This is a genomic window from Bacteroidetes bacterium SB0662_bin_6 (assembly GCA_009839485.1).
In the GTDB taxonomy this organism is placed as follows: domain Bacteria; phylum Bacteroidota; class Rhodothermia; order Rhodothermales; family VXPQ01; genus VXPQ01.
The window spans coordinates 147,289-160,577 of the sequence record VXPQ01000032.1 but is presented as its reverse complement, the minus strand read 5'-3'; the positions used below and the strand labels follow the sequence as shown (position 1 = coordinate 160,577).

Annotated in this window: 13 protein-coding genes; 2 read left to right on the top strand and 11 right to left on the bottom strand. The window is 57.6% G+C overall.

Annotation, left to right across the window (positions count from 1 at the left end):
* Window positions 1-6 precede the first annotated feature (6 nt).
* The 4 genes from F4Y00_05530 to F4Y00_05515 are packed head-to-tail and all read right to left on the bottom strand — an operon-like array spanning window position 7 to window position 3,955.
* Window positions 7-993, bottom strand: coding sequence for a VWA domain-containing protein (locus F4Y00_05530; GenBank protein MYE04417.1), 987 nt, complete (start codon window positions 991-993; stop codon window positions 7-9).
* Window position 994: 1 nt separating this feature from the next.
* The gene (locus tag F4Y00_05525; protein MYE04416.1) at window positions 995-2,089 is read right to left on the bottom strand and encodes a DUF4381 family protein; all 1,095 of its coding nucleotides are present in this window, start codon (window positions 2,087-2,089) and stop codon (window positions 995-997) included.
* Window positions 2,086-2,964 carry a DUF58 domain-containing protein gene (locus F4Y00_05520; GenBank protein ID MYE04415.1) on the bottom strand — a complete coding sequence of 293 codons (879 nt, stop codon included), beginning with the start codon at window positions 2,962-2,964 and terminating at the stop codon, window positions 2,086-2,088. Before F4Y00_05520 ends, F4Y00_05525 begins: the two co-directional genes overlap by 4 nt.
* A 19-nt stretch (window positions 2,965-2,983) precedes the next feature.
* The gene (locus tag F4Y00_05515) at window positions 2,984-3,955 is read right to left on the bottom strand and encodes an aldo/keto reductase (protein ID MYE04414.1); all 972 of its coding nucleotides are present in this window, start codon (window positions 3,953-3,955) and stop codon (window positions 2,984-2,986) included.
* A gap of 224 nt (window positions 3,956-4,179) precedes the next feature.
* Between F4Y00_05515 and purQ the strand changes: the two genes are divergently transcribed.
* Together purQ and F4Y00_05505 are read left to right on the top strand one after the other, a co-directional pair.
* A complete protein-coding gene (purQ, locus tag F4Y00_05510; protein ID MYE04413.1) occupies window positions 4,180-4,887 on the top strand; it encodes a phosphoribosylformylglycinamidine synthase subunit PurQ in 708 nt (235 codons plus the stop codon).
* A gap of 5 nt (window positions 4,888-4,892) precedes the next feature.
* A complete protein-coding gene (locus F4Y00_05505) occupies window positions 4,893-5,525 on the top strand; it encodes a rhomboid family intramembrane serine protease (protein MYE04412.1) in 633 nt (210 codons plus the stop codon).
* Window positions 5,526-6,621: 1,096 nt separating this feature from the next.
* Here F4Y00_05505 and F4Y00_05500 read toward each other — a convergent pair.
* The 7 genes from F4Y00_05500 to F4Y00_05470 form a co-directional block, all read right to left on the bottom strand.
* A complete protein-coding gene (locus F4Y00_05500) occupies window positions 6,622-7,149 on the bottom strand; it encodes a hypothetical protein (protein MYE04411.1) in 528 nt (175 codons plus the stop codon).
* A gap of 179 nt (window positions 7,150-7,328) precedes the next feature.
* A complete protein-coding gene (locus tag F4Y00_05495; protein MYE04410.1) occupies window positions 7,329-7,718 on the bottom strand; it encodes a DUF1801 domain-containing protein in 390 nt (129 codons plus the stop codon).
* 93 nt (window positions 7,719-7,811) lie between these two features.
* The gene (locus F4Y00_05490; protein ID MYE04409.1) at window positions 7,812-8,954 is read right to left on the bottom strand and encodes a hypothetical protein; all 1,143 of its coding nucleotides are present in this window, start codon (window positions 8,952-8,954) and stop codon (window positions 7,812-7,814) included.
* 42 nt (window positions 8,955-8,996) lie between these two features.
* The gene (locus F4Y00_05485) at window positions 8,997-10,346 is read right to left on the bottom strand and encodes an aminotransferase class I/II-fold pyridoxal phosphate-dependent enzyme (GenBank protein ID MYE04408.1); all 1,350 of its coding nucleotides are present in this window, start codon (window positions 10,344-10,346) and stop codon (window positions 8,997-8,999) included.
* Window positions 10,347-10,480: 134 nt separating this feature from the next.
* Entirely contained in the window at window positions 10,481-11,146 is a 666-nt protein-coding gene (locus F4Y00_05480; GenBank protein MYE04407.1) for a hypothetical protein, read from the bottom strand.
* A 2-nt stretch (window positions 11,147-11,148) separates the two neighbouring features.
* Window positions 11,149-12,048: a ParB/RepB/Spo0J family partition protein gene (locus F4Y00_05475; GenBank protein MYE04406.1), complete on the bottom strand. Its 900-nt coding sequence runs from the start codon at window positions 12,046-12,048 to the stop codon at window positions 11,149-11,151.
* A gap of 29 nt (window positions 12,049-12,077) precedes the next feature.
* Window positions 12,078-12,911, bottom strand: a complete 834-nt coding sequence (locus F4Y00_05470; protein ID MYE04405.1) for a ParA family protein — start codon at window positions 12,909-12,911, stop codon at window positions 12,078-12,080.
* Window positions 12,912-13,289: the final 378 nt, after the last annotated feature.

The following is a 13,289-nucleotide window of genomic DNA, read 5'->3' as shown; positions in this document are numbered from 1 at the left end:
GCAGGGTCAGGGGGCGCGCCGCAGACGCGTGCCGGAGAGCAAGAGTTCGAGGAGAAGCAGGCCAAGGGCGGGCCACAGAAATAGAGCATAACGTTCCGTATAGTCTGTGTAGAAGCGCTCCTCTATTTCCGTTTTTTCGAGTTCGCTGATTTCTGCGTAGATGTTTTGGAGCGCTTGCTTGTTTGTGGCGCGGAAATAGCGCCCGCCCGTTTTTTCCGCCACGGACGAGAGCATGTCCTCGTCGATTTCGACAGGGATCATCTGACGCCGTTGGCCTCCAAAGGGGTCGTCGAAGGGAAACGGAGCTTCCCCGTGTGTGCCCACGCCGATCGAATAAATGCGTACGTCCATCGCTTGTGCGACCTCCGAAGCAGTTACGGGATCGATCTCGCCCCGGTTGTTTTGCCCGTCCGTGAGCAGGATCAGGACCTTACTTTCGGCGGCGCTGTCCTTGAGGCGGTTCACGCCCATGGCGATGGCGGTACCGATAGCGGTGCCGTCTTCAATCACGCCGACCTCCACTTCGTCGAGCATGCGCAGCAGGAAGTTGTAATCGAGCGACAGCGGCGTTTGCGTGTAGGCTTTCGCTGCGAACACAACCAGGCCCACACGATCCGATGTGCGTGACTCGATGAACTCCGCTGCTACATCGCGGGCTGCCTCGAAACGGTTCGGGGAAAAATCCTCGGCCCGCATGGACGTGGAGGTGTCGAGCACAAGGACAATATCCACGCCTTCCGCATAGCGCTCGAGGATTGTGTCCCGTTCCTGCGGACGGGCAAGGGCAAGTATACCGAGCGCTACCGCACCGATCCTGAGTACGGCGGGCAGTTCGCGCAGACGTACCCACAATGATTTGGGCATGCTGCGCACCGGGTCGATGCCGCTGAAACGCATGCCTTTGCGCGTACGGAATTCGTACCACCACGCCCATCCCGCTACAAGCGGAACGAGTGCAAGGAGCCAGAACCACTCAGGTTGTGCGAACTGCATATCATTCCGGGGAAACCGTGAAACGCGGATCGCTGTTGCGGGCTGTTTCTTCTGCCGCTGCTTCCTCCGCTGCGCGCGCCTGCATTTCCATCGTTTCAATGATACTACGAGACGTACCGATCAGCTCTTTACCCTGTTTCGCAGGAGGCCGGCCATCGGCGAATTTCACGTAATCGCAGGCTATGAGGACGTTCCGGAACCGACTGATCGTCTGGCTGTCGGGCATATCCTGTTCCCGGAGCCGCGCGACCGTTTCACCGGTTGTCATTTCCAGCGCCTGCACATGCAGGCGCCGGGCGACGTACGTTCTGAGGAGTCCTGATAATTCGTCATAGAAAAACGGCATGTTCCGTTGATCCGACAGGTCCGTTTTTTCAAGGGCGTCCAGCCTGTCATAGGCTTCCTGGTCGGGAGGGATCGGGGGGATGTACTCCGTTTCGTGCTCGTCATCCCGGTTTCGGCGCCGGCGGATCCACCAGGCGATGCCCGCCGCCAGCAGCAATAACAGGGTGATGCCCGCCACAATCCACCATATGGATCGTGGAAACGCTACGAGCGGCGCAAGGTCCCGGATGTCTTCCGCGTCTTCCGGTACGAAGGAGCGGACGGGAATCCATATCGAATCGGTCTGAACGATCAGCACATCGTCGCCTGCCGTAAACCCGACCGGGATCGGGGCGACATGGGCGGTGTCGAGCGCAAACGAGGTTGCCAGGTAGACCGAGCTGTCTACCTGCATGCCATCCGGGAGCAGGCGTTCATGTATAGCTGCTTCCAGCACCTCCACATCTCCGAAAGCAAGCGCTTCTCCATCGTTCGGGAGCGGAAAAGAGATGGTCTCGGTCGTGTCGTGCCGAGCGGTCACCGCAAGGAAGAATTGCTCGCCGATCGCTACGCTGTCCGCCAGGACATACAGTCGTACTTCCCGTGTTGTGTGCCCGGGCGAAGCATCCTGTCCGGCGGCCGGCCAGGGTATCCAGGCGAAAGCCAGCCAGAGCAAGCACATCCCGATCCCTCGCCCCCGGACTGTGCCCGTTCGAACGAAAAAAAAGGCCCTCCGCGCCGGGGAAGCTGCTCCCGATATACGCCGCATCATGCCCTCGCTCTGTTTCGGTGGCGGAAGAATCGGATCAGGGGTTCCACATACCCTTCGTCCATGCGGATGGTCACATGATCCATACCGATGCGCCGGAACAGATCGTCGAGTTGTGCCCGGCGCGCCTCGGCGGAGGCGGCGAATGTTTCGCGCACCCGCCGGTCATTCGTGTCCACGACAACCGTTTCGCCGGTTTCCGCGTCGGTCAGCTCGATCAGTCCCATGCGCGGCAAGGTCTGTTCGCGGGGATCCTCGAGCCGCACGCCGATGGTATCGTGACGCCGGGCCACCACCCGCAACGCTTTCTCGAAACCCTCGTCCATAAAATCGCTGATGACGAGCACGATGGAGCGGCGATTAAGCATGCGGGGCAGATAATCCAGAGCGGTTGCAAGATCGGTTTTCCGGGATTCCGGTTCGTGAGCAAACAGATCCCTGAGCAAGCGCAATACATGCCGGCGCCCCTTCTTCGGGGGCACGAAGAGTTCGACCCGATCCGAGGTTAGCAGGAGCCCTACCTTGTCGTTGTTGGAAATGGCGCTGAACCCGATGATCGCGCAGATCTCTGCCGCTCCTTCTCGTTTAAACTGCGCTTGCGATCCAAAATCCTCCGACCCGGATACGTCCACTACCAGCATGAGCGTTTGCTCGCGTTCCTCCTCGAACACCTTCACATAGGTCTCTCCGGTACGCGCAGAAACGTTCCAGTCGATCGAACGGATGTCGTCACCCACCTGGTACGGGCGCACTTCCGAAAACTCGATACCCAGCCCCTTGAAAGCCGAATGGTATTCGCCTCCGAAGAAATTATTGACAAGCCCTTTCGTACGGATTTCGATCCGCCGAATTTTCCTGAACAGTTCCCGCGGAATCATGCAGCGTATAGGGCAGGCGTTAATGTGACCATTCTGTGGGTTCCCGATCCCAGCGGTGCGCCCGGAGTGCGTCCAGGAGATCGGCATCCAGCGCCCCCTTGTCGCTCGCGGCGATATTGGCCTCGACGTGGCGGAGCTTTCTCATGCCGGGGATAATGGTCGATACGGCGTCGTGCGAAAGAATGAACCGCAACGCCATTTCCGGCAGGCTCATACCTTCCGGCAGTATCGTTTTAAGCGCTTCGGCGCGCTCGACGGTCGGGACAAGATTCTCCGGTACGAAGTAGAGGTTGCGCCAGTCGCCTTCCGGCCAGGAAGTGTCTTTGGTAAGGTTTCCCGTCAATCCGCCCTCGTCGAAGGGGACCCGGGCAATGACGGCAACATCCATTTCCGTACAGGCCGCGAACAATTCGTCTTCGGGCGCCTGATCGAAGATGTTATAAATGACCTGTACGGCGTCCACCAGACCGCTCCGTACGGCTTTCACCCCGTTCCAGGGTTCCCACCGGTTCAGGCTGATACCTATTCCCCGGATAAGTCCCTGTCGCCGAAAATCCTCCAGCGTGGCGATCCACCTGTCGTCGTCGAGCCAGTCGTCTTCCCATACGTGCAGTTGCATCAGGTCAATATGGGCAAGCCCTGTATTTTCGAGGCTTTGCTCGACAGACGCCTTCACATAGTCGGGCGGAAACACCTCGTCCAGCGTGAATCCCCGCCGGCTGGGCCACTGGTTATTTTTTGGCGGCACTTTGGAAGCCGTGTACAGGGTTTTATCCGGGTGTGCTGCTACCAGTCTGGCCAGCAACTGCTCACTGTGCCCTTCTCCGTAGGCCAGCGCCGTGTCAAAGAAGGTGCATCCCAACGCAATGGCCCGGTGCATGGAGTTCATGGATTCAGCGTCATCGGAATCCGGCCATTCTCCCATGCCCCACATCCCGTATCCGATGTCACTGACTTCCCAGCCGAGGCGTCCAAAACGACGATAATTCATATGCGGTTCTTGCTTGTTTACGCGGAAGGCGCTGCGTACAGCGCGCGGGCTTTAGTATATTGTAGCCTTAACACGGCATCCCCGTTCGGCACGGATGTTTTCCTGTGCCTGTATTCGGCAGATATTCGAACGCCCTGCCGGATATTCGTTCCCCGTTGCGATTTGCCGTGACACGCACGCGCTGCCGATGGGCCATTTTTCGTAAAATCTTTTCCGGATACTCCATGGCTGTTCGATTCGGCGTGATCGTTTTTCCAGGGTCCAATTGCGATCATGATGCTTATCATGCCGCGAAGCATGTGTTCGGCCAGGAGGTTCGCTTCATCTGGCACAAGGAAAGCAGCGTCGGCGATGTGGATGTGGTCATTCTGCCCGGCGGTTTTTCGTACGGGGATTACCTGCGCTCCGGAGCCATTGCCCGATTTTCTCCGGTCATGCAGGATGTGGCGCGGTTCGCCGCGAACGGAGGACTGGTGTTCGGTATATGCAACGGATTCCAGATGCTCTGCGAGATGGGTCTGCTGCCGGGTGTTCTTATGCGAAACGCTTCGCTTCGCTTCGTATGCAAGCAGGTGCACTTGCTGGTCGAAAATGCCCGTACGCCGTATACCATCCGCCTGAAGGAGGGGCAGGTCGTCCGTATCCCGATTTCGCATGGCGAGGGAAATTATTTCGCCTCGGACGAGGTGCTGGACCGGCTTGAGAGCGAGGGGCGGATCGTGTTCCGGTATTGCGACGAAGCAGGGCAACTTGCGCCGGAGGCGAATCCGAACGGGTCGGCCCGGCACATTGCGGGTATCGTGAACGAGGGGCGTAACGTGTTGGGCATGATGCCGCATCCCGATCGCTGTGCGGAAGGGATGCTTGGAAGCGACGACGGGAAGTATCTTTTCGAATCCATCATGGATCACATCACGGCGGTGCCGGCGTAGCACGCATGTCCGCTCTTTTCGATTCGCCGGTTACGCTGTTTCTGCTTGTCGCCATCCTGCTGACGAGCGGTTATACGCTATTTTTTGATCGCTCCCTCATGGATCGCCTGGCGTTCAGACCGTACCTGGTGCTGCGCCATCGACAATACGCCCGGCTTATCACGGCAGGGTTCGTGCATGTGAACGGGACGCATCTGCTGTTCAATATGATCACGCTGTACTTCTTCGGTCCCCAGATGGAGTATGTGTTGGGTCCGGGTTCTTTTCTGGTGCTGTACTTCGGCTCCGAACTGGCGGCGCACGGACTTTCGCTGGCGATGCACAGGCATTCCGTCACATACGCGGCGGTAGGGGCTTCCGGGGCGATCAGCGGCGTGCTGTTCGGCTACTGTCTGTTTGCGCCGCTCCAGCCCATCTACATTTTCTTTGTGCCGATAGGCATTCCCGCAGCGCTCTTTGCCGTAGGGTATGTCGTCGTCTCGATGTATGCGATGCGGCGTTCGCATGGCGGTGCAGGGGGCGGCATTGCGCACGAGGCCCATCTCGGCGGCGCGTTGGGCGGGCTGATGCTGACGATCCTGCTGGAGCCACGGGCCGTGGAAGTATTTCTGCGACAGTTGGGAATCATCGGGGTATAGGTCCGTTATTTCCAAGGCCCTATAGAGGGGTATTCTTCCAGTATTTCAAAAAATGTCCGTTATTGTTTGCTTTATTCATTGCTATGTCTTACCTTGTCCCTACCTCATGCGCTGGAGGCCCCTTCCGGCACGGTTATTTCCTCCTGTTAACCGGGCCGCGGGGTATCAGTCGCGCTTTAGTGGGCACCGGGAGCCCGGCCTGTATACCAGGTCGGGCTTTTCGTTTATACACACCCTTTTTTCGAACGGTGTACACTTTGTTAACAACTTGTGAAATAAATTTTGTTCAGGGTCTTGACGCGGCTGATGCGGGCGCTTATAATGCATTCAGTGCCTTCGGGCACCGTTCCTTGAAGCGACTGAGTACTCTGGCTGCATGAGGCGCCCGTGCGTCCGTCCCCCTCACTCCGGTGCGGGGTATGCATAGGCTCGATGAAGCGGTTGACAAAGCCGGCTTTCCGGAGCGCAAGCACACGGTGAAGCGGCGGCAGAAATGCCGACGTGGAGTGTGCAAGCGCGGTGAAGGAAGTCGGGGAGCGTTGGCTGTGGAGAGTGTGTGGATACAGGAAGCGTGGGTAACCAGAAGGCCTGTGGCGCTTGAACCGTCTGCCCATGCGGTTCAGCTGTCCAGCAATCGGGAAACCGGTAGCCGGGCATGTGTCACGACGTGGTGTCGAAACTGACTTCGGTCAGTGTGCGACGGCGCGGGAGTCAGGCCTCCCGAATCCCGTTTTCGGAATGTCGCTTCGGCGATGTGAAGGAATCGCGGGAGGCCGGTCGCGGATAGGAATACCAGTGAGCATGTAAATTTGTGGGTTTATCCCACATCCAGGCAGGAAAAACGCCGGTTGTTATTACAGCCGGCGTTTTTTGTTGTTTTTGGCCGCCTTTGTACCCGTTTTCAGCTATTTTTCCCAATTTTTGGCCATTTTTAGTTCATTTTGTGCTATTTTTGCTCGAAAATGGACATTTTTGTCGATTTTTGCACAAAAATCCCCATATAATCTGCTGTAATAGGACATAATGCCCGGTTTGAAGATGATTTTCAGGGGATTATAGGGAACTTATACTCGAAAACCCCGGACCGACAGTCCGATCACAGTATGATGCAGGGGTCGATCTCGATGTACTCCCGGAGCGGGCCATACCCCAGGACAACCCCTTCCATAGCGATCCGGTCCCCTCTTTTGAGGATATTCACAAGCGGCTTCTGTCGCTCGGAAAAGTAGCACTTTACGCCTTTGCTCCGGCGTCCGTCGAACCGGACTATATTGTAGTTGATGAATCTGATATAATCGCCCTCTGCCCTGTACACCGTGCCGCCGATTACCATAGTCCGGCCTCGGTAGTTAAACTCCGCCCGCTGTTCGTCTTTCTCGTATAGTGTCTGTATTTCTACCGTTGTGGCCTCCACAAAGACAGACGATACGGGAAGCAGGCTGTCCCGGGCCATCCCCGGTCCGTACGGCGCCAGTTCCTGTTCTACGTGCCCTTGTTCCAGCATTGCCAGGGGTGCGCCTTCCAATGGTTGTATCTGACCCAGCACTTCAGGGCACCACGCCCCAAGTATGACTACTGCCGTCAGGGTCGCAAACCTTTGCCATACAGATCGTGCTCTGTGCATGTTCACCTCCGCATGTATGCGATTGGGGTCCGGTTTTCAAGGAAACCGATCATTTTTCATGGTAGCATCCGCCACGGTCAGATGCAATGTTCCCAGGGTTGCCATGGCAAGAAATAGAGTATCCTGAAATATCGTCTTGCCAGGAGCCTGCATTGTATTCTGCATGTGTCGAGCAGAAATCAGCGACCAAGCGTTGTCCTGCGCTCGGCCAGAGCGCTTTCGATAAGCCCTCGAACCGCCGGATGGCTCACATCTTCCAGAGAGTGCATCTTCACATGGCGCAGGCGTGCGCCCGTTCCCTCAAGCAGGGCCTCCGGGTCCGCCAGAGCCACGCCCTGATAGAAGCCGAGGTTAACCCATCGCTTGTAAGGCAGAATATAGACATAGCCGTCAATCATTTGCCTTGATCCCACGCCGTAGGTTGCAGAGCGGTAACCGAGGCGGACCACCTCGCAGGCGCCGGGATCGATCTCGAAAACCAGCTCCCGCAGCGCTTGCGCGATGGGACGGAGGGGTTCTTCCGTGATCCGGAGCAAGTCGTCGAACGTTCCGATTCTGGCTTTGGACATTCCTTGCACTTCCTTATTTCATGGAGATTGGGAACGCAAGCGCCGGAGGGTCAGGGCATCCTGTCCGATCCATAGGGCGCCTGCCGCATTGCCCTATGTCAGGGCCTTTTCCATCATCGCATATTCCTTGTCGACGACGCCCCCGAAAGAAATGAGTGCATTCCGCTGGCGCACATTGGATTCAAGAACCCAACTCAATTCGCCTGCCTCGTAGCCTTTTTTCTCGCCGTCGCGGATGGCCGCAAGGTTGAGGATAGCATCCAAGCCGCGTCCGTGGTATTTCTTCCGGACGCCGAGGATGGGGGTGCGGACTTCCGTGATTCCACCGAATTTTTCCCGGATCAGCAACTGGAACACTCCGAAGGGAAACAACCGCCCGTTGCGTACGTGCCTGAGCAACTGGTTGATGTTGGGCAGCGATACCGAAAATCCCACGGGCACTCCGTCGTCCTCCACAAAATAGATGATGTTCGGATCGACGATCTGCTTCATTTGCCGGGCAAGCTGGGCAAATTCCGCCTCGGTCATCGGGACATGCCCCCAGTTGTTTTCCCAGGCATCGTTGTAGATATCACGGATGGTCTGCGCTTCTTCGTCGAATCGCTTCATGTCCAGGGTGCGCAGTGTCACGCCCGGATTGCGCTTTTTGACGATCTCGACGCCGCGTTCGAGTTTGGCGGTCTTCACGTACTTCTTGTGGATGTAATACCCCCACATAGTCATTGCGCGTTCGAAGCCGTACCGCTCCAGAAAGGGTTCGTAGTAGGGGGGATTGTACGGCATGAGAACCCCCGGCTCTTTGTTGAACCCATCCACCAGCAGGCCGCAGGTATCGTTGATGGAGGGATTCGTGGGTCCGCGCACTCCCGTCAGGCCCTCTTCCCGTAGGCGATCGGAAGCGGCGTCGAGGAGCGCTTCCGCTACCGCATACTCCTCGATGGTTTCGAAGAACCCGAAATAGCCCAGGTTATCCTCGTAGGTCTTGAGATGCATGCCGTTTACGATGGCGGCGATGCGCCCTGTGACGGTTCCGGAAGCGTCGCGGGCAAGAAACGGATAGATGGCGCCGTGCTCGAAAAAGGCGTTCTTCTTCGGGTTCAGCGTGTGGCGCATATCCTGCCGGAGCGGAGGTATCCAGGCCGGATAGTTTCGGTACAGGCGGTACGGGAAATCAATGAATGCCTTGAGATCACTCCGGGAGCGGACGGGACGAATGGTCACGGAGCGTGTGGTCATACGAGCAGAGGAATGGCAGGCCCGGGTACGACCGGCATGGCTTTATGGCTGGGCATCAGCCTGTACCGTCTCCGCCAGGTATTTCTCGTGCTCTTCGAACGTTGCCGTACCGTTTCTGTTGACGATACCGTGTTTTATGCCCACCCGGGTGAATTTTTCAAGGATAAAATCCAATTCGTCGTTTGAGTGCGTCGCCATGAAGGAGGTACGCATGAGGGATTGGCCCTGCGGTACGGCAGGAGGGGCGACTGCATTGGCGAAGACGCCTTCTTCGAGCAGGTCATGCCAGAACTTGAAACAGGTCAGCATGTCGCCGATAACGACCGGAATGACCGGGGACTGACTGGTCCAGATATTGAATCCGAAATTCCGGAAGCCGTCACGCATATAGTCCGAAATTTCCCAGAGGCGCTGGAGGCGCTCGGGTTCGGTTTCCACGATGTCCAGGCATTTAAGGACCGTAGCCACACTGGGCGGCGGCATGGAGGCGCTGAACATGTGCGTGGAACTGCGATGGCGAACAAACTCGACGATATCCCTCGCCGCCACACAGAATCCTCCAATCGAGGCGAAACTCTTCGAGAACGTTCCCGTGGTCAGGGGCACCCGGTCGCTGAGACCGAAATGCGCCGCCGATCCGCGCCCGCCCGGTCCAATGACGCCGCAGGCATGCGCGTCGTCAAGCAATAGCGCCGCCCCGAATTCTTCGGCGAGTTCCACCAGTTCCGGCACCTTCGCAATGACGCCGCTCATGGAGAACACCCCGTCCGTAACGATCAACTTGCCTGCTTCCGGATGGGTCCTGCAGGCCTTGGCAAGCAATCTCCGCAAGTGATCCATGTCGTTGTGCCGAAAACGGATCGTCTCCCCCATGCTCGCGCGCGTACCCGCGGTGATGGAGGCATGGTTATCCTTGTCGGAGAAGATGAAATCCCCCTTGCCCGCAAGAGCCTGAATCACCCCCTCGTTCGCCATATACCCTGTCGAAAACACCACACAGCCCGGTGCTTTCATGAAGGTGGCGAGCCGCTCTTCCAGTTGGATATGCAGATCGAGCGTACCATTGAGGAACCGGCTCCCGGTGCAACCGGTGCCGTACTTCCTGATGGCGCTGGAGGCGGCTTCCTGTACACGGGGGTCAGACGTGAGCCCCAGATAATTATTGGAGCCGGCCATAATGACCTCGCGCCCGTTCAGGATAGCGCGGGTACCCTCGTTCCGTTCGATCATACGGAAATATGGATACAGGCCGGCTTTTTTGGCCCGTCCGTAATCTGTCGATTCGTCAAAGAATCGGTGGCATTTTTCGAACAGTGTCAATTCTTTCGCCGCACAGGTATCCACTGACGCACCGTCATGGCACTCTGACTGGGAATCAAGGGACGTCGTCATATTATCGTGATTCGTCTCGGGCTGTATGGCCAGGGAACGGGCCCCCTGTCGAAGTAAGCAGACGGAATGCGTGGAAAATGTCCCCACAAAGTAGCGTTAACGCATTAACGGGGTAAAATAAGCAATTTTCGATATTAATATCCGCATGGTTTCTTTTTCGTCTGGCATCCCGGGCTTTGCGCCGGATCGGCAGTAGTGTTCCGGCCCCTGAATCGCCATGTGGCCGAAATGCCTGCGGGCTGGAGGGAAAATGCCAGATTCTCGCCTACATCGAAGTCGAGCAGTTGTGCGTGGACGTATGCATCGAGGATCGAAAGCCCGTAGAATACGCCGGCGCCGATATACAGCATGTCGCGGTTTCTTCGGAGAGCATCGCGTTGTTGGCGAAACAGGCCGGCCAACCTGTTCTGGAAGGCGTCCGACGCAGCTTCTTCGGGGGAGACCCCCAGTTCGTTGAGCAGTCCCAGGTAGTCTTGCTCGTAGCTTGCGGGAACGTTTGCCGTGGAGATATCCCGGATGACCCACAGGTAGCCATGGCCATACGTCTGGTATCGCCGATTTGTATGGATGATTGCTCCGGTAAAACCTGCCAGACCGCCCCAGACAACGGCTGCCTTGAAGTATTGGCGATTGCGGAGTTGGCCCCAGCCGGGTACGGCGGCTCGCCAAAGTACAGTGCGGGGGGCAAGGTCATGCGCCGCAACGGTTGTATCAGGTTGTGCTGCTACGTGACGCGTCGCCGGGAAGCCCGCCATGCATGCCAACAGGACGACCACGCCGTAACCGATCCGGCTATCCACGATTATTTTCCTGTGATCAATTCGAGAAGCCGCTCCAGATCGTCGCCGGAATAATAATCGATTTCGATCCGGCCGCCGTCGCCCTGATGCCGGATACCTACCCGGGTGCCCAGGTGATTGCGAAGTTGCACCGTGTATTGCTCGAGTTGCAGGGCGTCCCTTTTGGGTAAGTCTGTTTCAGGGCTGTCCGCCTTTTTGTTTTTTCTGCCATCCGTCCGGCGGGTTTCCCGTACCCTTCGCTCGATTTCCCGTACGGACAGTCCCTCTGCCTTGATCGCGTTGAAGAGCGCTATCTGCGTTTTTTCGTCCTTTATGTTGATCAGGACACGGGCATGGCCGACCGACACGTCCCCGTCGCGGAGGCTGGCCTGGATGATTGGCGGCAACCGGAGCAGGCGCAGCATGTTGGTTACGGCAGACCGGCTTTTGGCGACGCTGCGCGCAACGTCTTCGTGGGTCATTTCGCATTCTTCCATCAGGCGCCGGTAGGCAAGCGCTTCCTCGATCGGATTGAGGTCCTCTCGCTGGATGTTCTCGACGATAGCCATTTGCAACATGCTATCCGCATCCACCTCCCGAACATAGGCGGGTATGCGTTCGAGGCCGGCCCGACGCGCCGCCCGCAGGCGTCGTTCTCCGGAAATGAGTTCGTAACCGCTCCCCCCCGTTCGCACCGTGACGGGCTGAATAAGCCCGAGTTGCTCGATCGAATCCGCCAGTGCGATGAGTGTCTCTTCATCAAAATCCCTGCGGGGCTGAAAGGGATTCGGCCGAATGAGCGCGATGTCGATCTCACTGATCTGACGGATTCGTTCGGTCGAACGACCGGGCGCAAGCGGCTCCTCGTTCGATTCCAGAATGGCGCTCAGCCCGCGTCCCAGCGCTTCTTTTCGTGGTGCCATGGTGTAACAGGGGATGCGTGAGGCTTATTTTATTGTACGTATTCGACCGACGGCGTATCCGAATCGGCAACGTTTTCGTCGTTTTCTTCCGGTACGGTGACAGGATTGCTTTGTACGATCTCGCGGGCCAGCGCGATATAGTTGCGCGCACCTGTAGACACCGCGTCGTAGAGCAACACGGGTTTTCCGAAGCCGGGCGCTTCCGAAAGTCGCACGTTGCGCTGGATAATCGTTTTGAACACCTTGTCGCCGAAGTATTGCCGTACCTCGTCCACTACCTGGTTTGCCAGACGGAGTCGGGTATCGAACATCGTCAGCAGTACCCCTTCTATTTCGAGGGTCGGATTGAGGCGCTGCTGGACGATCCGGATGGTATTCAGGAGTTGCCCAAGCCCCTCGAGGGCAAAGTATTCGGTTTGCAGAGGGATTACTACCGAGTCGGACGCTGTGAGCGCATTGACCGTGAGCAGCCCGAGAGAGGGCGGGCAGTCGATCACGATGAATTCGTAGTCCGTCCGGATGGTGTCGAAGGCTCGTTTGAGGCGGTACTCCCGCCTGGGCAGGTCCGCGATTTCGATCTCGGCGCCGACCAGATTGATGTGGCTCGGCACGACATGGAGCGATGCAATCTCCGTCTTTTGTACGACAGCCCGGATTTCGGCGTTGCCGATAAGCACCTCGTAGATGGAATGACCGCGCGTTCCGTCCTGTATGCCGGTTCCGGAGGTGGTGTTGGACTGGGGATCAATGTCTACAAGGAGGACAGAATGCTCCATTGCCGCCAGCGATGCGGCAAGATTGATCGCCGTCGTTGTTTTGCCCACGCCGCCTTTCTGGTTCGCAACCGAAATAATTTTTCCCATAAATAGCGGTCAGGGTCGTGGTGCCCGGGTAGAGATTCGTATCTTCGATATTCACTGGATCGTGCCGTGTTCCGGATCGACGAATGGTTTTATCTTTTCCGACGGCCCTAGGCCCTGTTAACACTATGCAGCGGCGCTCTGCGGGGCCTGTTTTTCAGCCAGGCCAGGCGCCGCGAGCGCAGTGTGGCCCAGCCACATAAGCGAGCGGCAACGCCGCATGGCGGGAAAACAGGCCCCGCCCTTCGGGTTCCGCCGGTCACGGCGTCACTCTTCGTTGCTCGTCGCTCATTTGGAACCACCAAACTTCACTCCTCGCGCCTTGATTGACGCCGTGCCTGACGGAACAGAGCATCGTTGCATAGTGGTAACAGGCCCTTG

Bases quoted from the DNA above. Each gene is read 5' to 3' on its own strand.
- F4Y00_05530 (MYE04417.1), bottom strand. From the start codon at position 993: ATGCAGTTCGCACAACCTGAGTGGTTCTGGCTCCTTGCACTCGTTCCG.
- F4Y00_05525 (MYE04416.1), bottom strand. From the start codon at position 2,089: ATGATGCGGCGTATATCGGGAGCAGCTTCCCCGGCGCGGAGGGCCTTT.
- F4Y00_05520 (MYE04415.1), bottom strand. From the start codon at position 2,964: ATGATTCCGCGGGAACTGTTCAGGAAAATTCGGCGGATCGAAATCCGT.
- F4Y00_05515 (MYE04414.1), bottom strand. From the start codon at position 3,955: ATGAATTATCGTCGTTTTGGACGCCTCGGCTGGGAAGTCAGTGACATC.
- purQ (MYE04413.1), top strand. From the start codon at position 4,180: ATGGCTGTTCGATTCGGCGTGATCGTTTTTCCAGGGTCCAATTGCGAT.
- F4Y00_05505 (MYE04412.1), top strand. From the start codon at position 4,893: ATGTCCGCTCTTTTCGATTCGCCGGTTACGCTGTTTCTGCTTGTCGCC.
- F4Y00_05500 (MYE04411.1), bottom strand. From the start codon at position 7,149: ATGCACAGAGCACGATCTGTATGGCAAAGGTTTGCGACCCTGACGGCA.
- F4Y00_05495 (MYE04410.1), bottom strand. From the start codon at position 7,718: ATGTCCAAAGCCAGAATCGGAACGTTCGACGACTTGCTCCGGATCACG.
- F4Y00_05490 (MYE04409.1), bottom strand. From the start codon at position 8,954: ATGACCACACGCTCCGTGACCATTCGTCCCGTCCGCTCCCGGAGTGAT.
- F4Y00_05485 (MYE04408.1), bottom strand. From the start codon at position 10,346: ATGACGACGTCCCTTGATTCCCAGTCAGAGTGCCATGACGGTGCGTCA.
- F4Y00_05475 (MYE04406.1), bottom strand. From the start codon at position 12,048: ATGGCACCACGAAAAGAAGCGCTGGGACGCGGGCTGAGCGCCATTCTG.
- F4Y00_05470 (MYE04405.1), bottom strand. From the start codon at position 12,911: ATGGGAAAAATTATTTCGGTTGCGAACCAGAAAGGCGGCGTGGGCAAA.